The sequence below is a fragment of the Brevundimonas sp. genome (genome assembly GCF_046299535.1).
GTDB lineage: Bacteria > Pseudomonadota > Alphaproteobacteria > Caulobacterales > Caulobacteraceae > Brevundimonas.
The window spans coordinates 84,794-105,985 of the sequence record NZ_JBKBIB010000001.1 but is presented as its reverse complement, the minus strand read 5'-3'; the positions used below and the strand labels follow the sequence as shown (position 1 = coordinate 105,985).

Annotated in this window: 25 protein-coding genes and 1 other RNA gene; 13 read left to right on the top strand and 13 right to left on the bottom strand. The window is 67.8% G+C overall.

What is annotated here, in order from left to right; all coding sequences use genetic code 11:
* The first annotated feature begins 435 nt into the window (after positions 1–435).
* A complete protein-coding gene (locus ACK4FB_RS00550; RefSeq protein WP_409746582.1) occupies positions 436–612 on the top strand; it encodes a hypothetical protein in 177 nt (58 codons plus the stop codon).
* On the opposite strand, the gene holA is transcribed toward ACK4FB_RS00550, so the two are convergent.
* The 10 genes from holA to ACK4FB_RS00500 are packed head-to-tail and all read right to left on the bottom strand — an operon-like array spanning position 609 to position 6,735.
* Positions 609–1,661 carry a DNA polymerase III subunit delta gene (holA, locus tag ACK4FB_RS00545; protein WP_409746580.1) on the bottom strand — a complete coding sequence of 351 codons (1,053 nt, stop codon included), beginning with the start codon at positions 1,659–1,661 and terminating at the stop codon, positions 609–611. The genes ACK4FB_RS00550 and holA overlap by 4 nt on opposite strands.
* A 10-nt stretch (positions 1,662–1,671) precedes the next feature.
* Positions 1,672–1,896, bottom strand: a complete 225-nt coding sequence (locus ACK4FB_RS00540; RefSeq protein WP_409746578.1) for a hypothetical protein — start codon at positions 1,894–1,896, stop codon at positions 1,672–1,674.
* Complete coding sequence (gene def / locus ACK4FB_RS00535) at positions 1,893–2,456, bottom strand: peptide deformylase (RefSeq protein ID WP_409746576.1); 564 nt, start codon at positions 2,454–2,456, stop codon at positions 1,893–1,895. The genes ACK4FB_RS00540 and def overlap by 4 nt, the downstream gene beginning before the upstream one ends.
* Positions 2,457–2,513: 57 nt before the next feature.
* On the bottom strand, positions 2,514–2,918 hold the full coding sequence (locus tag ACK4FB_RS00530; protein WP_409746574.1) for an acyl-CoA thioesterase: 405 nt from the start codon (positions 2,916–2,918) through the stop codon (positions 2,514–2,516).
* 32 nt (positions 2,919–2,950) lie between these two features.
* Positions 2,951–4,183 (bottom strand): DNA recombination protein RmuC, encoded by a 1,233-nt coding sequence (locus ACK4FB_RS00525; RefSeq protein ID WP_409746572.1) that lies wholly within the window; start codon positions 4,181–4,183, stop codon positions 2,951–2,953.
* 46 nt (positions 4,184–4,229) lie between these two features.
* Positions 4,230–4,832 carry a recombination mediator RecR gene (gene recR, locus ACK4FB_RS00520; RefSeq protein ID WP_409746570.1) on the bottom strand — a complete coding sequence of 201 codons (603 nt, stop codon included), beginning with the start codon at positions 4,830–4,832 and terminating at the stop codon, positions 4,230–4,232.
* Positions 4,833–4,839: 7 nt separating this feature from the next.
* Positions 4,840–5,169, bottom strand: a complete 330-nt coding sequence (locus ACK4FB_RS00515) for a YbaB/EbfC family nucleoid-associated protein (protein ID WP_409746568.1) — start codon at positions 5,167–5,169, stop codon at positions 4,840–4,842.
* Between the two features lie 56 nt (positions 5,170–5,225).
* Positions 5,226–5,777: a TadE/TadG family type IV pilus assembly protein gene (locus ACK4FB_RS00510; protein ID WP_409746566.1), complete on the bottom strand. Its 552-nt coding sequence runs from the start codon at positions 5,775–5,777 to the stop codon at positions 5,226–5,228.
* Positions 5,777–6,298 carry a TadE/TadG family type IV pilus assembly protein gene (locus tag ACK4FB_RS00505; protein ID WP_409746564.1) on the bottom strand — a complete coding sequence of 174 codons (522 nt, stop codon included), beginning with the start codon at positions 6,296–6,298 and terminating at the stop codon, positions 5,777–5,779. Before ACK4FB_RS00505 ends, ACK4FB_RS00510 begins: the two co-directional genes overlap by 1 nt.
* Before the next feature lie 35 nt (positions 6,299–6,333).
* A complete protein-coding gene (locus ACK4FB_RS00500; RefSeq protein ID WP_409746562.1) occupies positions 6,334–6,735 on the bottom strand; it encodes a pilus assembly protein N-terminal domain-containing protein in 402 nt (133 codons plus the stop codon).
* A 281-nt stretch (positions 6,736–7,016) separates the two neighbouring features.
* Between ACK4FB_RS00500 and ACK4FB_RS00495 the strand changes: the two genes are divergently transcribed.
* The 9 genes from ACK4FB_RS00495 to ACK4FB_RS00455 all read left to right on the top strand — a co-directional run bounded on the left by ACK4FB_RS00495 (position 7,017) and on the right by ACK4FB_RS00455 (position 15,940).
* Entirely contained in the window at positions 7,017–7,187 is a 171-nt protein-coding gene (locus ACK4FB_RS00495; protein WP_409746560.1) for a Flp family type IVb pilin, read from the top strand.
* Between the two features lie 108 nt (positions 7,188–7,295).
* The gene (locus ACK4FB_RS00490) at positions 7,296–7,802 is read left to right on the top strand and encodes a prepilin peptidase (RefSeq protein WP_409746558.1); all 507 of its coding nucleotides are present in this window, start codon (positions 7,296–7,298) and stop codon (positions 7,800–7,802) included.
* A 99-nt stretch (positions 7,803–7,901) separates the two neighbouring features.
* The gene (cpaB, locus tag ACK4FB_RS00485; protein ID WP_409746556.1) at positions 7,902–8,822 is read left to right on the top strand and encodes a Flp pilus assembly protein CpaB; all 921 of its coding nucleotides are present in this window, start codon (positions 7,902–7,904) and stop codon (positions 8,820–8,822) included.
* Positions 8,819–10,216 (top strand): type II and III secretion system protein family protein, encoded by a 1,398-nt coding sequence (locus tag ACK4FB_RS00480; protein WP_409746554.1) that lies wholly within the window; start codon positions 8,819–8,821, stop codon positions 10,214–10,216. Before cpaB ends, ACK4FB_RS00480 begins: the two co-directional genes overlap by 4 nt.
* A gap of 10 nt (positions 10,217–10,226) precedes the next feature.
* On the top strand, positions 10,227–10,904 hold the full coding sequence (locus tag ACK4FB_RS00475; protein WP_409746552.1) for a CpaD family pilus assembly protein: 678 nt from the start codon (positions 10,227–10,229) through the stop codon (positions 10,902–10,904).
* 15 nt (positions 10,905–10,919) lie between these two features.
* Entirely contained in the window at positions 10,920–12,365 is a 1,446-nt protein-coding gene (locus tag ACK4FB_RS00470) for a CpaE family protein (protein WP_409746550.1), read from the top strand.
* 17 nt (positions 12,366–12,382) lie between these two features.
* Positions 12,383–13,987 (top strand): CpaF family protein, encoded by a 1,605-nt coding sequence (locus ACK4FB_RS00465; protein ID WP_409746548.1) that lies wholly within the window; start codon positions 12,383–12,385, stop codon positions 13,985–13,987.
* Between the two features lie 3 nt (positions 13,988–13,990).
* Entirely contained in the window at positions 13,991–14,962 is a 972-nt protein-coding gene (locus ACK4FB_RS00460; protein WP_409746546.1) for a type II secretion system F family protein, read from the top strand.
* Between the two features lie 9 nt (positions 14,963–14,971).
* Positions 14,972–15,940, top strand: coding sequence for a type II secretion system F family protein (locus tag ACK4FB_RS00455; RefSeq protein ID WP_409746544.1), 969 nt, complete (start codon positions 14,972–14,974; stop codon positions 15,938–15,940).
* 73 nt (positions 15,941–16,013) lie between these two features.
* On the opposite strand, the gene ACK4FB_RS00450 is transcribed toward ACK4FB_RS00455, so the two are convergent.
* Positions 16,014–16,796: a tetratricopeptide repeat protein gene (locus ACK4FB_RS00450; RefSeq protein ID WP_409746542.1), complete on the bottom strand. Its 783-nt coding sequence runs from the start codon at positions 16,794–16,796 to the stop codon at positions 16,014–16,016.
* An 80-nt stretch (positions 16,797–16,876) separates the two neighbouring features.
* Here ACK4FB_RS00450 and ACK4FB_RS00445 point away from each other — a divergent pair, with 80 nt between their 5' ends.
* Positions 16,877–18,268: a leucyl aminopeptidase family protein gene (locus ACK4FB_RS00445; protein ID WP_409746540.1), complete on the top strand. Its 1,392-nt coding sequence runs from the start codon at positions 16,877–16,879 to the stop codon at positions 18,266–18,268.
* Positions 18,269–18,326: 58 nt separating this feature from the next.
* Positions 18,327–19,148, top strand: coding sequence for a C40 family peptidase (locus tag ACK4FB_RS00440; RefSeq protein ID WP_409746538.1), 822 nt, complete (start codon positions 18,327–18,329; stop codon positions 19,146–19,148).
* A 66-nt stretch (positions 19,149–19,214) separates the two neighbouring features.
* On the opposite strand, the gene ACK4FB_RS00435 is transcribed toward ACK4FB_RS00440, so the two are convergent.
* Both ACK4FB_RS00435 and nudC read right to left on the bottom strand, forming a co-directional pair.
* Positions 19,215–19,925, bottom strand: a complete 711-nt coding sequence (locus ACK4FB_RS00435; protein ID WP_409746536.1) for a c-type cytochrome — start codon at positions 19,923–19,925, stop codon at positions 19,215–19,217.
* A gap of 119 nt (positions 19,926–20,044) precedes the next feature.
* On the bottom strand, positions 20,045–20,959 hold the full coding sequence (nudC, locus tag ACK4FB_RS00430) for an NAD(+) diphosphatase (protein ID WP_409746535.1): 915 nt from the start codon (positions 20,957–20,959) through the stop codon (positions 20,045–20,047).
* A 79-nt stretch (positions 20,960–21,038) separates the two neighbouring features.
* On the opposite strand from nudC, the gene ffs reads away from it, so the two are divergent.
* Positions 21,039–21,134, top strand: an RNA gene (gene ffs / locus ACK4FB_RS00425) — signal recognition particle sRNA small type.
* Positions 21,135–21,192: the final 58 nt, after the last annotated feature.

The following is a 21,192-nucleotide window of genomic DNA, read 5'->3' as shown; positions in this document are numbered from 1 at the left end:
CGTCCCAACACCCGCATTTTTCCGGGCCAATGCATTGGCGGACAAGGGTTCGAGAACATTCTTCGTCCAGTTTTCCGACCGCGTTCCCCCGGCCCGTATGCTTTTCCCATCCCGTCGCACGGGAAGGGCGCTCGGCCGGCGACCTTGCGGCGACGGGCTGTGATCGAGCGGGACTCAAGCGGCGGGGCGGATTACTCGCCGGGTCCGGGACATGGAGCGCTGTCCATGCCCGCCCGTTCAGGGCCTAAACACCGGCTAGCGCCTAAGACGCGTGCCTACCGGGGGCTCTGGCAGAACGATCGCGCGGGGCGTCAGCCTTCGTCGAAACGGTATTTGTCTATCCCTACACCGGGCGATGGCCCGGCGCCCCGTTCCCTTCCCATCAACCCGCACCGACGGGCGCTTCAGCCTGTCCGGCGTTCAGGAACCTGCGCAATGACTCGACCCCGACCGCCCCGTCCCGAACCTGTCGATCCGCTGGACCGCGAATTGGCCGAGGCGTGCGCTGAAGCCGAGGAGATCGAAAAGCGTGACTTTCTGGCGCTGATCCGGCGCGCTAACGCTGAATGGTGGGACGAACAGCCCCGCCAGCCCTGCGCCCCGCGTCCCTAGAGCCCCAGACGCCGGGCCCGGCCCGCCACCTCGAGCAGAAGCCGCTCGGCCAGCAGGGCGTCGGGGGAGCCGGCCGTCTTGCACGCCTTCTCACATTCGAGAGTGTTATCAAGGACTTGTGACAAGTCCTCATGCCGCCACGACCGCATCTGGCGCAGCATTTCCGCTTCCTGCTTCCAGAACACGCCCGCAGCCTTTGTGGCCTCCTTGGGCCCGGCGCCGTTGTCGGTCAAGGCGCGGATGCGGCGCAGGCGGTTCAGGTGGCCGCTGACCGCGCGCACGGCGGCCACGGGGCTTTCGCCCTCCGCAAAGGCCCGGCGCACGTTGGCTTGCGCCTGCGCCGCCCGTCCCCCGAAGGCCTGCAGCGCCGCCTCGAACAGGGAGGCGTCCGGCTCCACCCCCAGATGCTGCTCCAGTTCGTCGGGGCCCAGGGTCCGGTCGCTGCCCGGGCCGATGAACAGGGCCAGGCGCTCGATCTCCTGGCGCATAAGGCCCCGTTCGCGGGGCAGGCGGGCGGTGAACTGGGCCAGGGCGTCGGACGTCAGGCCCACCCGGTCTTTCGCAAGGGCCTCGCGCACCATGCGGGCCACATCGCCCACCTCGTCCTCATAACAGGCGATGCTGACGGCCGCCTTGGACGCTTCGGCGGCCTTGCGCAGGGCAGACTCCCGGCCAAGCGCCCCGGCCTCCACCACGAACATGGCGTCGGGGTTGAAGCCGCCGTCGGCGTGAATCTTCAGCGCCGCGGCCACGGCCTTGTCGGTCGACGCCTTGTCGGTGGACAGACGCAGCCGCACCAGCCGCCGTCCGCCGGTCATGGACTGGGCCGACAGGGCGTCGTCCAGCGCCGCGCCGTCGGCTTCCACATCGCTGTCGGTCAACAGGGTGACGTCGAAGGGGTCGTTCAGGTCGGGCACGATCTTCAGGCACAGGGCCTGACCCCGTTCGCCGACGCCGCCCCGGTCCTTGCCGTGGATCACCACCGCCCGCACCGCCGGGTCCGGCGCGGCCAGAAACCGCTCGACCTCGGGGCGCTTGGACAGGATCATTTTTGGCGGGTCAGTCCCAGCGGGTGAAGACGCCGCCGCCCTCGTCCCATTCGCCGCCGGCGTCAAAGGCGTCGTCGAAATTGAGCAGCCGGTCCAGCACCACGCCGGCGATCAGGCCCAGCCCCGCCACGGCGATCAGGGTCGCAGCCGAGCCGATGCCGATCTTCTGGGCCCCGGTCAGGGGCGCGCGCACGGCGCGGACGGCCTTGCGGCGGGCGTTGGCGCGGGCCATCATGCCGCCACCCGTTCGCGCATGACCTTCTTGACCTTGGTCATGGCCCGGTCCCGGCGCAGCCGCGACAGGTGGTCGATGAACAGCACGCCGTTGAGGTGGTCGATCTCGTGCTGGATGCAGACGGCGTAAAGGCCGTCGGCCTCTTCCTCCACCGTTTCGCCCTCGCGGTTCAGATAGCGCAGCCGGATCCGCGCCGGCCGCTGAACCTCGTCGAAATACTCGGGGATCGACAGGCAGCCTTCCTCATAGGGCGTGGTCTCTTCCGACGCCCACAGGATCTCGGGATTGATGAAGAAGCGCGGGTTGGGCTTGCGCGCGTCCTCGCTCTCGGGGGCCTCGCCGTCCTCGCCGCCGTCGCCCAGATCCATCACCACGATCCGGCGCGTGTCGCCGATCTGTACGGCGGCCAGGCCGATGCCCGGCGCGTCGTACATGGTTTCAAGCATGTCATCCATCAGGGCGCGCACCTCATCCGTCACCGTCTCCACAGGGGTGCAGACGGTCTTGAGCACCGCCAGGTCAGCGGGATTGTTCACGGTCAGGATGCGACGAATAGCCATGACTGGGAGGTAGGCGCAAAGGCCCCGCCGGTCAAGAAATCCGCCCCTGGCGCAGGGTCACTCCCCGCCGGGCAGGGGCCGGGGCTTGCGGTCCTGATCGATGGCCACATAGGTGAACACGCCCTCGGTCACGCGCACCATCTCGTCCTTGCCGCGGCCCCGTTTCCAAGCCTCCACATGCACGCCGATGGAGGTGCGGCCGGTGCGGATGACCTTCGCATAGATGCTGACCTCGTCGCCCACGGACACCGGCTGGTGAAACACCATGGAGTCCACCGCGACGGTGGCGCAGCGGCCCCGCGCCAGATTGAAGGCCGGCGAGGACCCGGCCAGGTCCATCTGCGCCAGCAGCCAGCCGCCGAAGATGTCCCCCTCGGGATTGGTGTCGGCGGGCATGGCGATCATGCGACCCACGGGCGGCTCGTCGGGCGGGCAGGGGGACAGGGCGGCTGTATCGGTCATGGGCGCGGATTAGCGCCCGGTACGGGGCAAGTCTATTGCGTCTTGCCTGCGTCTGACGCGCTCTCGATCAGTTCGGGACGGCTCAGGATGCGCGTGGATTGCTCCACAGGCGCCAGTTCGGGCAGATCCTTGCCCTCGTGATCGACCTGCAGGTCCTCGAACCGGCGGGCCTGCACCATCACCTGGCTCTCCAGCGAGCCGACGAACTGGTTGTAGCGCTTAACGGCCCGATCCAGATCCGCCCCCAGCGAGGAGGCGTATCCGCCCATGGTGGCCAGGCGCTTGTAGAGCTCCTTGCCCAGCCGGGCCACGTGCTCGGCGTTGGCGCTCTGCTCCTCGGCCCGCCAGCCATAGGCCACCGCCTTGCACAGGGCGAACAGGGTGGTGGGGGTGACGATGACCACCCGGGAATCCATGGCCTGGGTCATGATGTCGGGCGCATGGTCCAGCGCCGAGGAGAGGAAGGCGTCGCCGGGCACGAACAGGGCCACGAAATCGGGGCTGGGCTTGAACTGGTCCTGATAGGCCTTGGACGCCAACTGGCGCACATGGGTCTTCAGGCTGGCGGCGATGCGCAGCGAGCGGGCCTGGGCCCGGCTGTCCTCGTCGCCCTCCTCGTCGGCGTCGAAGGCCAGCGGCACCTTGGCGTCGATCACGAACATGCCGCCGCCCGGCAGGCGCACGATGAAGTCCGGCCGCGACTGGCGGCCCTCGTCATTGGCCTGGGACGTCTGTTCCTGAAAATCGAAGCGGCCCGCCATGCCGGCGGCCTCCAGCACATTGCGGCAGGTCTGCTCGCCCCAGCGGCCGCGCCGCCCGGTGTTGCCGCGCAGGGCCTCGGTCAGCTTGCGGGTCTCGTCCCGGGTGGCGGTGTGGGCGGTCATCAGCAGGCCCAGCTGCTCCTTGAGCCCGCCGGTCTCCTCGGACCTTGCCTTCTCCAGCGCCTGCACGTGCTCCTGAAACTTCGCCAGGGTCTCGCTGACCGGCTTCAGCTGGGCCTCCATGCGCTCGCGGGCCACCCGGTCCTGGGCCTGAAAGGTTTCGGTGGCGCGGGCCACCATCTGGTTGGCCACCGACTGGGCCGATTCCGCCGCCTGGGCGCGCAGATAGTCGGCCATGGAGGCTCGGGCCTCCTCGATCACCTCGATCTTGTGGTGGGCCGCGTCGGCGGCGGATTTCGCCTTCTGCCAGCCCAAGAAGGCCCAGACGAAGGCGGCCGAAGCGGCCACGAAAAGCCCGGCGAAGACGAGGATCAAGGTGTTCATGCTCCGTTCCTAGCCGGAGTCGGCGTCAGGCGAAAGCCGGAGGGCGTCAGGCCGGACGGCGCTGCCGCATGGCCTGGACGATGGTGCCGTCGTCGAGCCAGTCCAGCTCGCCGCCCACGGGCACGCCCCGGGCCAGGCTGGTGATCTGGACCTCCGTCCCCGAAAGCCTGTCGACCAGATAGTGGGCGGTGGTCTGGCCGTCGACAGTGGCGGGCAGGGCCAGCACCACTTCCTTGACCGCGCCTTCGCGGGCCCGGCCCACCAGCTCGCTGATACGCAGCGCCTCGGGGCCTACCCCGTCCAGAGCCGACAGCAGGCCGCCCAGCACATGGTATTTGCCGCGAAAGGCGCCGGACCGCTCCATGGCCCACAGGGCGCCGGCCTCCTCCACCACGCAGATCAGGCCGCCATCGCGGGACGTGTCGGCGCAGATGGAGCAGGGATCGCGGGTGTCCGGCGCGCCGCAGACCGAACAGGACCGAACCTTGGCCGCCGTCTCCGCCAGCGACGCCGCCAGCGGTTCCAGCAGTTGCTCGCGCCGCTTCAACAGAGCCAGCGCCGCGCGGCGGGCCGAGCGCGGGCCCATGCCCGGCAGCTTGGCCAGCAGGCCGATCAGGCGCTCGATCTCGGGTCCGGCGGACGCGGCCATGGAGGCGTCAGAACAATTTGGGCATGCCGGGGATGTTCATGCCCGCCATGGGACCGGCGGCCTCGCGCATCAGCTCGGCGTTTACGGCATCCAGCTTGCGCTTGGCGTCGGCGTGGGCGGCCACGATCAGGTCGGCCAGGATTTCCCCCTCGCCGGGCGCCATCAGGCTGTCGTCGATCCGCACATGGGTGATGTCGCCGGGACCCTTGAGGCCTACCGTCACCAGACCCCCGCCCGAGGTGCCCTCGGCCGAGGAGTCCGCCATCTTCGCCTGGGCGTCCTGCAGCTTCTCCTGCATGGCCTGGGCCTGCTTCATCAGTTCGTTGAGGTCCTTCATGACGCCTATCTAATCGTCCCTGCCGAAGGATGACAGGGGGCGAAGACGATTGCCGCTCAACAGTCGGTGCAGCGCACCTGCTCCACCTTGCGGGGCCGCAGATAGTAGGTGTGGCTGAATCGCGTCAGCCCGGGCAACAGTTCGCCAAAGGGCGATTCGTAGTCATAGACGATCTCGGTCATCACCAGGCTTTCGCCGTTCGCGATCAGTCCGGCGGGAATGTCCACCGTCGATCCGGCGCCTCGCGCCGTCATGCCTTCGGCGCGGGACCAGTCTACGCGGATCTGGCCGTTGTCGCGTCGCGTCACAGCGGTGACCCGTTGCTCCAGCGGACGGGCCGGGAAGGGCCGCATCATCAGTACGCCCACCTCAAACACATCGGCGATGTCCGCGCGCGTGACCGTCTCGTTCTGGGTGACGAGGTCGGCCACGGTGGCGGCGGTCCGACCCATGCGCTTCTGGGCCATGAAGCCCTGACAGAACTCGGCCAGACCGAAATAGAACAGCAGGATCACCGGGGCGATCAGGGCGAATTCCACCGCAGAAACGCCGCGCCGGTCGCCGCGGAGGCGTTTCAGCAGGCCAGGCGTGCGGTTTCCCTCCACCACTAGAACGGCTCGTTGCGGAAGGCGGTGGTGACGTTCAGCACCCTGTGGCCCGCCACCCGCTCGGCGCCCTGGCTGACCAGGGGCGTGAACAGGGGCTGGGGATACCATGCGCTCAGCAGGATGATGTCGCGGGGTCCGCCGATGGCGAACAGCAGGCCGCTTTCCGAAAGCTCGCCGTCCGCGTCCACGGGATCGGGCGGCGTTTGACCGGTAAAGCGGGGAATCACCCGCACGTCCACCAGAAGCCGGTTGTCGCACTGGCTCTCGAACACTCCCATCCGTGAGCAGACGTCCTGCTTGAACTCGGAAACGGTCAGGGCGCGATCATGGGCCTGGCCTGTGCGGACCAGCCGCCCGGTCTGGCTGACCGCCGATTCCAGGGCCACGTCGACCACGAACAGCACGCCCAGTTCGATCAGGGCGAACATCATGAAGAAGAAGGGCGCCGCCACAAAGGCGAACTCGATAGCGGTGGCGCCGCTTTCGTCACGCCGAAAGCGGCCCAGACCCCGCCGTTTCAATGCTGATCGTCCCATCATCCTGGCCCCGGTCTGTGTCAGGGGGTTCCGTCGGGCGCGGAGGCGGGGGCCGGCGCCTGATGCTGGCTCGGCGCGCAGCCGGTGGTGCACGACATTTCCGTCGCGACGCCGCCGCGCCATACCCGCACATGGCCGGCGGACGGCGCGGTCACATTGATTACGGACTGGAACAGGGTTCGCCCGATGGCGTCCACAACCACAACCTCGGTGGAGCCGTAGCCGCGCCCGGTCACGTAAAGGGTAGAGGCGTCCACCACAGTGACGTCGGCCACAGCCGGGTTGGCCACGATCACCGAAGAGGCCGCGCCGCGCAGCTGGACGCGCTGCGCGCGGTCGATCTCCACATCCATGCCGCGGCTCTGGGCCAATGCGGGAGCAGCGGCGGCGAGCACGGCGGAAAGTGTCAGGAGGAGGCGCATGGGCGGTCTCATTCAAGGAGCGCGTAAGCGCGCGCGAGAGCCGACACCCTGGCGGCGAACCCTCAATAAATTCTGAAGGTGGAAGGGGAGGCGCCGGCATGGTTAACAGATATTCAGCGTAAATACTTGGTAACTATAGAAACTGCCGGAACTTCTTTGTCATTTTACTTGGTATTAACAGGAGCGCGGGCATTGTCGGTCGCGTAAACGGGGGTCTGGCGGGCAATCCGGCGGCCCTTACCAACCGTCAAGTTGCTCGCTTGGATAAAAGGAAAATCCACATGAAGACGTTCATCAACAAGTTCGCCAAGGATGAGTCCGGCGCCACGGCCATCGAATACGGCCTCATCGCCGCGCTGATCGCCGTGGTCATCATCGGCGCCCTGCAGCTGCTGGGTGGAAATATGCGCGATGCGTTCAACTCGGTGGCTGACGCCGTCGGCACTGAATAAAGATCCCGTAGTTAGGCGTAACGGGGGCCGTGGCGGAACGCTGCGGCCCCTTGTTATTGGCCGATGTGCGAAACACGTTCTTAAGGGATCGCCCGCCACACCCGCCCCATGGATGTTCTGACCATCGTCTTCCTCGCCATGCTGCCAGTGGTCGCCGTGATGGCGGGCGTGCGCGACCTAGCCACCATGACCATTCCCAACTGGATGTCGCTGATCCTGATCGCCGCCTTCATCCCGGCTGCCCTGTTGGCCGGGCTGGGATGGCAGGCCTTGCTGGTTCACCTCGGCATCGGCGTTGCGGCGCTCATCATCGGAATAGGCCTGTTTGCGCTTCGGGTGATTGGCGGCGGCGACGCAAAGTTGATGGCGGCCCTGAGCCTGTGGATGGGCCCAGAAGCGGTTCTGATGTTTGTGCTTTGGACGGCAATGATCGGCGGGCTGTTCAGCTTGGGCCTGATCCTGGCCAGGCGCCACTTCGCCGACTTCACCCCGCTCGGCCTGGCCTGGGTGGGCCGCCTTCTTGAGCCAAAGGGCGACATCCCTTATGGCGTGGCCATCGCAGCCGGCGCGCTTCTGGCCTGGCCGTCCAGCGCCATGATGGCCGCCGCCTTCTGAAATTCCCGGCTTAGGGGCGCGTTAACCCGCGCCCGGCATGTTCGTTAACGGCAAGGGAGTCGGAGTCCGATTCCGCTCGCTTCTTCGGAGACGGACAGGATGAGACCCGCCCGCATCGCAGTCATCGGCATCGCCGCTGTCGCCGCCGTCGCGCTGGCCCTGGTGGTGCGCGCAATGGGTAATTCCGGCCAGCCCGCCGCCACGGCCGAGGCCGCAGTCGAAGCGCCCCGCATGGCGAGAGTTCTGGTCGCCGCCAGGGACATCCCGGTCGGCAAGCGGCTCGACGCCGGCGACATGGAATGGAAGGACTGGCCCATCGAGGGCTTGAATCCGGCCTATGTCACTGACGGATCCGTGCCTCTGCCGGCCTCTGCGCCTGCGCCCGCCAGCGAGGCCGCTTCACAGAATCAGGTGGAAGGCGCCGTCGAGACCGTCACCCGCGCTGTAAACGCTGTCGCCGGAATCGGCGCCCAGTCCGACTTCGTAGGGGCCGTGGTCCGCGAAGGCTTCGTGGCCGGCGAACCCATCGTCACGCGCAAGATCGTGCGTTCGGGCGACAGCGGTTTCCTGGCCGCCTATCTGGAGCCGGGCATGCGCGCCATGGCCATCCGCGTCTCGGTCGAGACGGCCGCCGGCGGCTTCATCCTGCCGGGCGATCGGGTGGACGTGATCGTGACCCGCGAAATCCGCAATGACAACAATCAGGGGGGGGGCGCCCAGCGCCACACCACGGCGACGGTCATGCAGAACGTCAAGGTCCTGGCCATCGACCAGACATCGCAGGCGCAAGATGACGCCCAGACCGTCGTCGGCGCCACCGCCACCCTTGAGGTTTCCCCCGGAGACGCCGAAGTGCTGTCCCTGGCCCGCGCCGAGGGCGACCTTTCGCTGGTGCTGCGGTCCTACGCTGATGCGGCCGGGCCATCGGGACGCACGGGTCGACTGGCGTCGGGCGGCGGGGAATCGCGCGTCGTGCGCATCCATCGCGGGGATCAGGTCGAGACGGTGGTGGTGCAATGAGACGCTCCCTCGCCCTCCTCTCGGCTCTCGCCCTGGCCTTGGCGCCGCTGTCAGGCGCTCCCGCTTCGGCCCAGTCCAGCGTCCGCGTAGCGGTGGGCGGAGAAAGCCAGTCCCTGAACCTGCCGCGCGGCCGTTCCGCCGCAGTCGACCTTCCGGTGGACGCCCGCGACGTCATCGTCTCCAACCCGGCGGTTGCCGAAGCCATGCTGCACTCACCGCGCCGTATCACCGTGGTGGGGATTGCGCCGGGCGAGACGGACGCGGTTTTCCTGGACGCATCGGGCCGGGCTATCCTCAATCTGTCCATTCGCGTGGACGCCGGAGTCGGCGCCCTGTCAGACACGATCGCCCGCCTTCTGCCGGGATCCTCCATTCGCGCCGAGGCGGTGAACGAGAGCATCGTCCTCACCGGCACGTCCCCCACGCCTGCCGAGGCCGATCGCGCCGTCCAGATCGCCCGCCAGTTTGTCAGCGACCCCGACCGGGTGCTGAACCTGATTGGCGTCGACAGCCCTGATCAGGTCACCCTGCGCGCCCGGATCGTGGAGGTTCAGCGGTCTTCGGTGAAGCAGTTGGGCATCGATCTGGACGCGATCATCGCCGACGCCAGTGATAACCTCGCCTTTGTCCAAGGCTCCACATTTCCCATCAATTCGGGCCAGCAGGGCGGGGGCCTGCTCCGCTACGAGCATACCGGACCCGACGGCGGCGTCGCGGGGACCTTGCGAGCCTTCGAGCGTGTCGGCTTGGTCCGCACCCTGGCCGAGCCCAATCTGACGGCGGTCAGCGGAGAGAACGCCAACTTCCTGGCGGGCGGAGAGTTTCCGGTTCCGGTGGGCCGCGACCAGCAAGGCAACATCCTGGTGGAGTTCAAGCCCTACGGCGTCTCCCTGTCCTTCCGGCCCATTGTCCTCAGCGGCGGGCGCATTTCGCTTCAGCTTTCCACGGAAGTGTCCGAACTGAGCAATGCGGGCGCCCTCACCCTGGGGGGCGGCGCCGACAACGCCATCACCCTGTCGGGACTGAATGTACGCCGGGCGCAGACCACGGTGGAGATGCCGTCGGGCGGCGCCATGATGATCGCCGGTCTACTGCAGGAATCGACGCGCCAGAACATTGACGCCCTGCCCGGCATGACAAGCCTGCCAGTGCTGGGCGCGCTGTTTCGGTCGCGTGACTATCTGATGGGCGAGACCGAGCTGGTGATCATCATCGAGCCTTTCATCGTCTCACCCACCGGCCGCGGCGTCCAGCAGACCCCCGCCGACGGCCTGCAGATCGCCGGCGACGCCCAGACCATCTTCTTCGGCCAGTTGAACCGCAGCTACGGCACCCCCGCCCCCTCCGCCGCCTCGGCCGGTTGGCAGGGCCCGGTGGGCTATGTGATCGAATAAGGAGACGGCCATGTCGCTCACCCGCCCCTTCATTCTGATTGGCGCCCTGGCCGCCGCCGCCGTGCTGTCCGCCTGCGCCGGCGGAGCGGGCACGACCACGCCCCTTCCCCTGAACCCGACCTCCCGCTGGAGCCTGCAGGTGGAGGAAGGCCACGACCGGATCGCCCTGGCCGTGCATCAGACCGGTCTCTCCGCCAATCAACGCGCCGCCCTGTCGGCCCTGGCGGGGCGCTTCGCGCAAGCCGGCGGCGATGTTCTCGTGGTTCAGGCGCCCGCCGGGAACGATCCTGTAGCCGGCGAGGCGGCATGGAGCGCACGCGCGGCCCTTCAGGATATGGGCGTACCCCCCCACCGTATCCGCGTTGAAAGCTATTACGCCCCCGATCCCCGTGCGCCGATCCTGGCAGGGTTCACGACGGTTCAGGCGCGCGTCCCCAGATGCGGCACGGCCTGGGAAGGCCTGTCGCAAACCGCGTCCAACCAGTCACAGTCCAACTTCGGCTGCGCTGTGAACGCAAACCTGGCCGCCCAGATCGCTGACCCGCGTGACATCGTCCAGCCGCAGGCCATGACGCCCGGCGACGCCGCACGCCGTACGGTGGTGTTCGATAACTACCGTGCGGGCCAACCCACCTCGGCCCCCCAGGAAGACCTGGTGCGCAGCCGGGTCTCCCAGGCTGTGGACTAGGAGCGGGCAAGACCGATGACCAACGCCTTCGCGCCGCAGCCTTATGAAGAGTTCGAGGACGACCTCGATCTTGATCTCGGTCCTCCGCCCGGTGCGGGCGCTACGCCCGACACCAGGCGGCAGCCCGCGCAGGTCATCGGACCGAACGAGCCCGTCCCCGCGCCGCTCCCGGCTGCACCTCCACCCTTCAATCCCGTAGGCGAGCTGGTGGCCGGCGCCGCCACGGCCCTGACGCCCGTGGGCGCCCAGGTGGCGGTTTCGGTGCCTCGCATCGCCATCCACATCTTCGCCGAACGTCAGGACACCCTGGCCGCCGCCGAGCGGGCGGGTCAGGACAGGCGCTTGTCTCGCGCCACCACCCAGGTGCGGCTGGGCGGTGTCGCGGCGGCCGTGGAGACCTATGGCCATGAGCCGACACCACCCCTGATCGTGGTGGAATGTCTGGCCGGGGCGCAGGATCTGCTCAACGAGATCGATCATCTGGCCCAGGTCTGCGACCAGGGCACCAAGGTGGTGGTGATCGGTCCCACCAACGACATCCTGCTGTACCGCGAACTGATGCGGCGCGGGGTCAGCGAATACCTGGTGGCTCCCATCCAGCCGCTGCAGCTGATCGCAGCCATCGGCGGGCTGTTCAACGACCCGGCGCAGCCATTCGTGGGCCGCTCGATCGCCTTCGTGGGCGCGCGCGGCGGCGCTGGCGCCTCGGCGGTGGCCCACAACACGGCATACGCCATGTCCGAAAGGATCGGCGCCAACACCGTCATCGTGGATTATGACCTGCCGTTCGGAACGGCGGGTCTGGATTTCAATCAGGATCCCCTGAACGGCGTCGCCGACGCCCTGGGCCAGCCGGAGCGGCTGGACCAGACCCTGCTGGACCGCATGATGGTGCGCTGCACCGACCGGCTCAGCCTGTTCGCGGCGCCCGCCACCCTCGACGGCGACTGGGACATCGCGCCCGAAGCCTTCGAGGAAGTCACCACCCGTATCCGCCAGACGGCGCCGTTTGTGGTGCTGGACCTGCCCCATCTGTGGTCGGGCTGGATGCGCCGGACCCTGATCGCGGCTGACGAGGTGGTCGTGGTGGCGACGCCGGACCTGGCCTCGCTCCGCAACGCCAAGAACATGATGGATCTGATCCGTCAGGGCCGGCCTAATGACGCACCGCCCCGGCTGGTGCTGAATCAGGTGGGCGTGCCGGGTCGGCCCGAGATTCCGGCCAAGGATTTCGGCGCGGCGCTGGGCGTTCATCCCAGCCTGACCATTCCGTTCGAGCCCAAGGTGTTCGGCGCCGCCGCCAACAACGGCCAGATGATTCTGGACGCTGCGGCCCGATCGAAATCGGCCGAGGCCTTTCAGACCCTCGCCCAGATCGTCTCGCGTCGCGAGATCGCCGCCGCGCCATCCGCCAGAAAGTCGGGTGGCAAATCGTTGTTCGGCAAGCTGTTCAAGCGCTAGGGAGGCAGGGCTGCATCGTGTTCGGCAAGCGCACAGGATCGGCCGGCCAGACCCTGGCGCCCGCACGCCCGGCGCCGGCCCAGGCCGCGCCCGTCGAGGCATTCGGATTCGATGACACGGATGTGGTCCCGGCGCCGGGACAGGGCCGTCAGGCCCAGCCTTATGTCTCGCCGCCCCTCGACGATCCCCCGTCCGATCGGCTGGAGGCGCTGGCTGCCCGGCCCCAGGTGAATCGCCCCGCCTCGCCTTCGGGTGGAAGCCCTCGCCCGTCCGGATCCGGGCCCCGCGCCACCCCCGGCTTCGAGCAGCTGAAGAAGGCCCAGGCGGTCGCCGAGATCGTCAGCGAGCAGTCCGACTATTACCACGCCACGAAGACCACCATCTTCAACGCGTTGATGAACACCATCGACCTGGCCCAGCTGGCCCAGCTGGACACCAAGGCCGCGTCGGAGGAGATCCGGGACATCGTCGCCGAGCTGGTGGCGATCAAGAACGTCTCCATGTCGGTGGCCGAGCAGGAGCACCTGGTCCAGGACATCGTCAACGACGTCCTCGGCTATGGCCCGCTGGAGCCGCTTCTGGCCCGCGACGACATCGCCGACATCATGGTCAACGGCGCCACCCGTGTGTTCATCGAGGTGGGCGGCAAGGTCCAGCTGACCAATGTCCGATTCCGCGACAACACGCAGTTGATGAACATCTGCCAGCGGATCGTGTCGCAGGTCGGCCGCCGCGTGGATGAGAGCTCCCCGATCTGCGACGCCCGCCTGCCGGACGGGTCTCGGGTCAATGTCATCGCCCCGCCGCTGGCCATCGACGGCCCGACCCTGACGATCCGGAAGTTCAAGAAAGACAAGCTGACGATGAAGAATCTGGTGGAGTACGCCTCCATCAGCCCCGAGGGCGCGCGCGTGCTCGGCGTCATCGGCGCCTCGCGATGCAATCTGGTGATCTCGGGCGGCACCGGTTCCGGCAAGACGACCCTTCTGAACACCCTCACAGCCTTTATCGACCCCACCGAGCGGGTCGTGACCTGCGAGGATGCGGCCGAACTTCAGCTTCAGCAGCCGCACGTGGTGCGGCTCGAGACCCGCCCGCCGAACCTTGAGGGCCAGGGCCAGATCACCATGCGCGATCTGGTCAAGAACTGCCTGCGCATGCGTCCCGAGCGGATCATCGTCGGCGAGGTGCGCGGCCCGGAAGCCTTTGACCTGTTGCAGGCCATGAACACCGGCCACGACGGCTCCATGGGCACCCTGCACGCCAACTCTCCGCGCGAAGCCATCAGCCGGATGGAGTCCATGATCACCATGGGCGGCTACGGCCTGCCCTCCAAGACCATCCGCGAGATGATCGTCGGCTCGGTGGATGTGATTATCCAGGCCGCGCGTCTGCGCGACGGCTCGCGCCGCATCACCCACATCACCGAGGTGGTGGGGCTGGAAGGCGACGTGATCGTCACCCAGGATCTGTTCGTCTACGAAATCACCGGAGAGGACGAAAACGGTCGCGTCATCGGCCGTCACCGCTCCACCGGCATCGCCCGGCCCCGTTTCTGGGACCGCGCCCGCTATTACGGGCTGGAGCGCGAACTGGCCGAAGCCCTGGACGCGGCGGAATAGGCCATGCTGGAGCTCACCGCCGCCGTTCTCGCCTTCGTCGTCATCGCCAGCCTGGGCTGGGTGTTCGTAGGCGGCGAGGATTCCTCGGGCCGGGCCGTCAAACGCGCCCAGGCGTTCGGAAATCCCCGGAAGGCCCAGGCCGCCCGCGCCGCCGCAGCCAACACGCCCGAACAGCGCCGCAAGCAGATCATGGATCAGCTGAAAGAGGTCGACCGCAAGGAGCGCAAGGCCCGGGTGACCATGTCCGCGAGACTGCGCCAGGCGGGCCTGGCCATGAGCATGCGCACCTTTATCGTGTTCAGCCTCATCTCCGGTCTTGTGTTCGGCCTGATCGCCTTGGTGCTCGGCCTCAATCCCCTGTTGACCCTGGGAGTCGCGCTGGTCACGGGCGTGGGCCTGCCCCGCTGGGTGGTGGGGTTCCTGGCCCGGCGGCGGATGAAAAAATTCTCCGGTGAGTTCGCCAACGCCGTGGACGTAATCGTGCGCGGCATAAAGTCGGGTCTGCCAGTCCACGACTGTTTCAAGATCATCGCCCGCGAAAGTCCCGCCCCACTGGGGCCGGAATTTCAGCGGCTGGTGGAGGGTCTGGGCGTGGGCCTGACCCTGTCGCAGGCCCTGGACCGGATGTACGAACGCATGCCGACCCCGGAACTGCGCTTCTTCGCCATCGTCATCGCCATTCAGCAGAAAACCGGCGGCAATCTGGCCGAAGCCCTGGGCAACCTGTCCACGGTCCTGCGCGCCCGCCGCATGATGGGCGAGAAGATCAAGGCCATGTCGTCCGAGGCCGTGGCCTCCGCCGGCATCATCGGCTCCCTGCCCCCGGCGGTCATGCTGATCGTGATGATCACCACACCGGCCTACATGATCCTGCTGTTCACCGATCCGCGCGGCCAGATCATGCTGCTGATCTCGGCCCTTTGGATGTCCATGGGGATCTTCGTGATGAAGCGCATGATCTCGTTCAAGTTCTAGGGGCGGTTGATGGACCTGATCGCCTTCTTCACGGACGTGCAGAACCTGCTCTCGATCGGGGTCGGCGTGCTTGTGTTCGCCACCGTGGTCACGGTTCTGGGGTCCATGAGCCAGGGCGCGCAACTGGAAGGTCGCATGAAGGCGGTGGCCGTGCGCCGCGAGGAACTGCGCCGCCGTTCGCGCGAGGCCATCGTCCGGGCGGCGCCGGGCGGCCTGCGACACACCGACGACGGCTTCAAGAAGCGGGTTGTTGAGCGGCTGAACCTCACCAAGTTGCTGGAAGACCCGAAGGTCGCCGACAAGATGGCCCAGGCGGGCTTTCGCGGCCCGCGGCCGCTGACCACCTTCTACTTCTTCCGTTTCGCGACACCCTTCGTTTTCCTGTTTGTCGCGGTCTTCTACTTTTACGGGCTGGGGGTCATGGACCTGCCGTCCATGTCGCGGCTGGCGGTGACGGTGCTGGCTTTCGGAATCGGCTTCTATGCGCCGAACCTGTATCTTGAGAACCGCATCGCCAAGCGCCGCACCTCGATCATGCAGGCGTTTCCCGACGCCCTGGACCTGATGCTGATCTGTGTGGAATCCGGCATGTCCGTGGACGCGGCCATCGCCAAGGTCAGCCAGGAAATCGGCGGTCGCTCCATAGAACTGGCCGAGGAAATGTCCCTTCTGTCGGCCGAGCTCAGCTATCTGCCGGAGCGGCGGATGGCCTATGAGGGCATGTCCCGGCGCACAAACCATCCCGGAGTGAAGGCGGTCATGACCTCCATGATCCAGTCCGAACAGTATGGCACGCCCCTGGGCACGGCCCTTCGCGTCATGGCCAAGGAGAACCGCGACCTGCGGCTGTCGGCCGCTGAGAAGAAGGCGGCCTCCCTGCCAGCCAAGCTGACCGTGCCGATGATCCTCTTCTTCCTGCCGGTGCTGTTCATCGTCATTCTTGGGCCGGCGATCATCAAGATCCAGGACACCATGTAGGGTCCGTTATCCGCGTCCGCCTCGTGGACTCCCGGGGCCAGAAAGCCTGTTCCCCCAGGTTCAGGCGTATGACTTAACGGCCCGACAGCGACTCCCATGTGCGCTGCGTGCTGGCGTTCGACGGCGTCCCCGCCTGTTCGCCCAGCCACTGAAGATTCCGGTCGGCCTGTTCGGGCGGCAGGTGGCGGCGCAGGATCTGTTCGGCCTCCGCCCGATTTCCGTTCAACCCCAGCACCAGGGCGAGGTTCTGACGCATCTGCAAGGTGGCGCCCGGCTGGGCCACAGCGCGACGCAAAAGCGGCTCTGCCCCGCCAGAGTCTCCACCGGACACCATGGCCATGGCCATGTTGGACAAAACCGTTGGATTCTCCGGAGACAGTCGCAGGGCCGCAGTCCAGGCGGCCTGGGCGTCTCCAGGGCGCCGGACCTGTTGATAGGCCACGCCCAGAAGCGAAAGTGGTCGCCAGTCGTCCGGCGCCGCATCGCGCGCCTGCTCCAGGGTCGCTATTCCATAGAAGGCCTGTCCCCGGGCGATGTGGGCGCGACCTACCTCCAGCATGGCGTCAACATTGCCGGGCTGCACCATCAGCACGCCCTGGGCGGCCTCGGCTGCGCGGTCATGGCGCCCCAGCTCGCGCAGCGCCTGGGCCAGGCGAACGCCCGCCACCGGGTCATTCGGATTCAGCTCGGCCTCGCGCGACCAGAACACCGATCGGGCAAGCGGATCAGCCCGGTCATAGGCGGCGCGCTCCTGGGCTGTGGCGGCGCGCGGACCGGGGGCGGCGTCCTGGGCCATGGCCGGGACAGAGGCCAGCATCAGGGCTGCGGTTGCGGCGAGGGTCAGCTTGCGCGACATGGGTCGGGTCCGAACGGTTTCCTGCATTCCCGAGTCTGGCCCGTTCGCGTCAATCCTTGGTTAATCCGTGAAAGGCCGCCATGCCCAACGCCGTCATTCCCTCCACCACAGGACGCGTCGTTCCCATTCGCCTTGTCGCAGAGGGGGTGGAGATCATCGGCAATCGCGCTGCGGCATGGGCTGAAGCCAATGGCTTCAAGGGCGGGCGCGGCGAACTGCTGGCGCTTCCGGACGATGACGGCGGCCTCGATGCCGTCCTGTGGGGCGTGGGTGAAGCCCTCGACCCGATGACAGCGCGCGCCCTGCCCTCCCGGCTGCCATCAGGGGATTATGTTTTCGAGGGCCTGGACGACGACGCGGCGCTGGCGGCGCTGGCGTTTGCTCTGGGCGCCTACCGGTTCGACCGCTACAAGCCCTTGAAGGACAGCAGCCTGGTCCGTCTGGTCGCCCCGCCCGGTGTCGATCTGGAGGAGATCACCCGCATCGCCGCCGCCGCCGCCCTCGCGCGTGAAATGGTGGACACGCCCGCCGCCGACATGGGCCCGCTGCAGATCGAGACCATCGCCCGCGAGATCGCCGAGGAATCGGGCGCTGTGATCACCACGACGACCGGCGAGGACCTTCTGACGGCGAACTATCCGGCCGTCCACGCCGTCGGCCGCGCCGCCGCACCGCACCGGGCGCCGCGTCTGATCGAGATCGGCTGGAATGTGGATCAGGCCGACCTGCCGCTGGTGGCGCTGGTGGGCAAGGGCGTCGTGTTCGATTCCGGCGGGCTGGACATCAAGCCTGCCGCAGGCATGCGCAACATGAAGAAGGACATGGGCGGCTCCGCCCACGCCCTGGCTTTGGGGCGGCTGGTCATGCAGGCGGGGCTGAAGGTGCGACTGGTGGTGCTGGTGGCCGCGGTCGAGAACGCCATCTCCGCTGACGCCTTCCGGCCCGGAGATATCCTGTCCACGCGCGCCGGTCTGACCGTTGAAGTCGGCAATACCGACGCAGAAGGCCGGCTTGTCCTCGCGGACGCCCTGACGCGGGCGGGTGAACACGAACCGGATCTGACCATGGATTTCGCCACCCTCACCGGGGCCGCCCGTATCGCCCTCGGGCCGGAGCTGCCTCCGGTCTACACCGATGACGACGCCCTTGCCGCCGATCTGATGGAAGCAGCCCGGCAAGTGCGCGATCCGTTGTGGCGCATGCCTTTGTGGGCCGGCTACAACGACAGCCTCAATAGCGGACTGGCCGATCTGCGCAATGACCCGGCGTCATGGGCGCAGGCGGGCTCGATCACCGCCGCCCTGTTCCTGAAGCGGTTCGCGCCAAAGACGGGGTCCTGGGCGCATCTGGATATCTTCGCCTGGAATCCACGCGCCCGCCCCGGCCATCCGGAAGGCGGTGAGGCGCAGTCTCTTCGGGCCTGTTTCGCCATGCTCAGGACGCGGTATGGCCAGAGTAACCATCGATATTAACCGCCCCTTCGCCTTCGCGGTGTAGGGATGACGCTCCTGATCGACGGACGTCCGCCTCTTGCCCCTGCCTTCCGACCACGATCCGCGCGTCACGCTCGCCCGGCCCGACCTGGCCGCGCTGGTGTTCGAGGGCGTGCTCGAGGCGGAACGATACCGCGCCACCATGCCGATGCAGTGCGTGGTTCCGGCCACGCCGGTGCGCGCCGGGACCGACGACATGGCGGAGCTGATCGACCAGCTGGTTTTCGGTGAAATCGTCGACGTTCTGGAGGTGTCGGACGGACGGGCCTGGGGCCGATCACGCCGGGACGGCGTCGTGGGCTACGTCGCGATCGACGCCCTGAGCGAAGATGTGGTTGAGCCGACCCACCGGGTGGCGTCGGTTGAAGCGCGGGCCTTCGATGCGCCAGGCGATGCGGAGCGGGACGTGCTCCCCCTCAACGCCCTGGTGAGGGTTTTGGAGACGAAGGGCGGATTCGCCCGCCTCGCCCGGCTGGGCTGGATCGCCCTTGCCGACCTCGCCGATTTCCACGCCTTTGATCCTGAACCCGCGGCTGTCGCCGAACGCTTTGTCGGCGCGCCCTTCAGGCCGGGCGGGCGCGACCGCACGGGCCTCGACGCGGCGGCCCTTGTGCAACAGGCGCTGTACGCCTGTGGCCTGGGTTGTCCCCGCGCGCCGGATCAGCAACAGGCCCTGGGCCGCGCCGCCGCTGTCGAGAGCCTCATGCGCGGTGATCTCATTTTCTGGCCCGACCATGTGGCGATCATGCTGGACGCCAGGCGATTGATTCACGCCGACGCCGACAAGGGCGTGGCCGTCGAGACTTTCGCAGAAGCCGTGGCCCGCCGGAACCAGCCCAGCGCCTGCCGTCGACTCTAGGCTTTTGGACGCAGAAACACCGCCCGGACCTGAAAGGGGCCGGGCGGTGTTTCGGGATATCTGATCTCAGTTCTGGGGCGCGCTGGTTGCCGCGGGCTGTGCCGGGCTTGTGGCTTCCTCCTCCGGCTGGGCGGCGGCGCCGTCCTCAGGCGTCTGCTCCAGCCCCTGACCGTCCACGGCCTCGCCTTCAACAGGCTCTTCTGTCTGGGCGCCGGGCTGGCGCGCCGGATCGGGCGCGGGAATGGCGTAGCCGGTGGAGCCTTGCGACCGGAGGTAGGCGATCAGGGCCACGCGCTCCTCGGTGTTGCGAATGCCGGCGAATGACATCTTCGTGCCGCGCACCAGTCGAGACGGCGCCGTCAGGAACTGATCCATATCGTCATAGGTCCAGGTCGGGTTCTGGGCGGCGTATTCGCGCAGGGCCGGCGAATAGTCATAGCCCGGCCGGTGCAGGACCGGCCCGCCGACCGTGCCCCACAGATTCGGTCCGATACCGTCGGCGCCGCCCTGGTTGAGGGTGTGACACGCGGCGCAGCGCGCGAACGCCCGCTCTCCCGCAGCCATGTCGGCCACAGGCAGGACCGTGCCCCAGTCCACGGGCAGGGCTTCCTCCGCCGGTCCGCCCGCGACTTCCTCGGGCGCGTCGATGAAGTAGCCCATCTTCTCTGGCGGCGCGCTGGAGTAGACCATGCCGGACACCTGGTTCACCGCCAGGATGGCGAACACGGTCGCCAGACCGGCGCCGAAAATCTTGTTCCACTTCAGATCGCCGCTCATGCGCGTGGTCGAGTCCCGTGTAGAGGGCCGTAATCCGGCCAAGGTCCATGGTTTGCGGCTGTCTTACACGGCCCGGCCGGGTTCGCAACCGCCTGGACGGCGTCCCGGCGTCGCAGGGGTCAGTCTTCGGCGTCGACCCAGGCCTGAAGCAGGGTGCGGGCGATGGCGATGGGCGGCGGGGCCAGAACCTCGGCATGGGTTCCGGCAAGCACGGCGCGGGCCTCCTCGCGGGTCAGCCAGGCCACCGCCTCCAGCTCGGTCTGGTCCGGGGCGGCCCGGTCGTGGCTGACGCCGCAGATCAGGCCGATCATCAGCTGGGATGGGAAGGGCCAGGGCTGGCTGGAGTGATAGCGTACGGCGGTGACCTCAAGACCCGCCTCCTCCTCCACCTCGCGGGCGCAGGCCTCCTCGATGCTTTCGCCCGGCTCCAGAAATCCCGCCAGCGCCGACATGCGCCCGGCGGGCCACGAGGCCTGACGACCCAGCAGGCAGCGGCCCTCAAAGGTCGGCAACATGATCACAACCGGATCGACCCGCGGAAAATGCTCGGCCCGGCACGCCGGGCAGGCCCGTCGCCAGCCGCCGCCGGAATCCCGGGTCTCGGTCCCGCAGGCGGCGCAGAAGCCGTGGCGCCTGCGCCAGTCGAACAGGGACTTGGCCGCCCCCGCCATGGCCGCCTCGTGGCCGGGCAGCAGGGCGGCGGCCGCCCGCATCTCGTGAAAGGCGCCCAGACCCATGACCGGCCCGGCCGCCGGATCGGCCGCACCCTCGAACTCCACCGCGAACACCGGCGCGTCCTTCCACAGGCCCAGAAAGGCGCGGCGGTCTCGGGTCAGGTCCATGGCGTGGGGCATGGACAGCCAGACCAGGCGCGGCCCGTCGGCATGTTCCTCGATCAGCGGTCGACCCTCCCACAGCGCCAGCGCCATGGCGTGGGGATTCTCCTCCTGTTCGGCGATCCAGTCGGGATCGTTGCGCCGGTCGCTGACGCGCTCCAGCGGGTTGCCGGAAAAGGTGTTCTGGAGAAAGGCCATCGCCGCCTATCTAGGCCCGACCGGCCGGCGCCGGAAGGCCCCGCTTGATCAATCGGCGTTTAGACGCCATATCCCCTCTCGGAGATCGGTGCGGGCGGAGGCTTCGCCAACCTGGTCAGGGCCGGAAGGCAGCAGCCACAACGAATTCACCTTCGGGTCGTGTCGGTCTCCACCTTCATTCTTTGTTGCCCTATCGCTCGGCCCGCGGGGCCTCGCTGCTTGAGGGCGCTCTT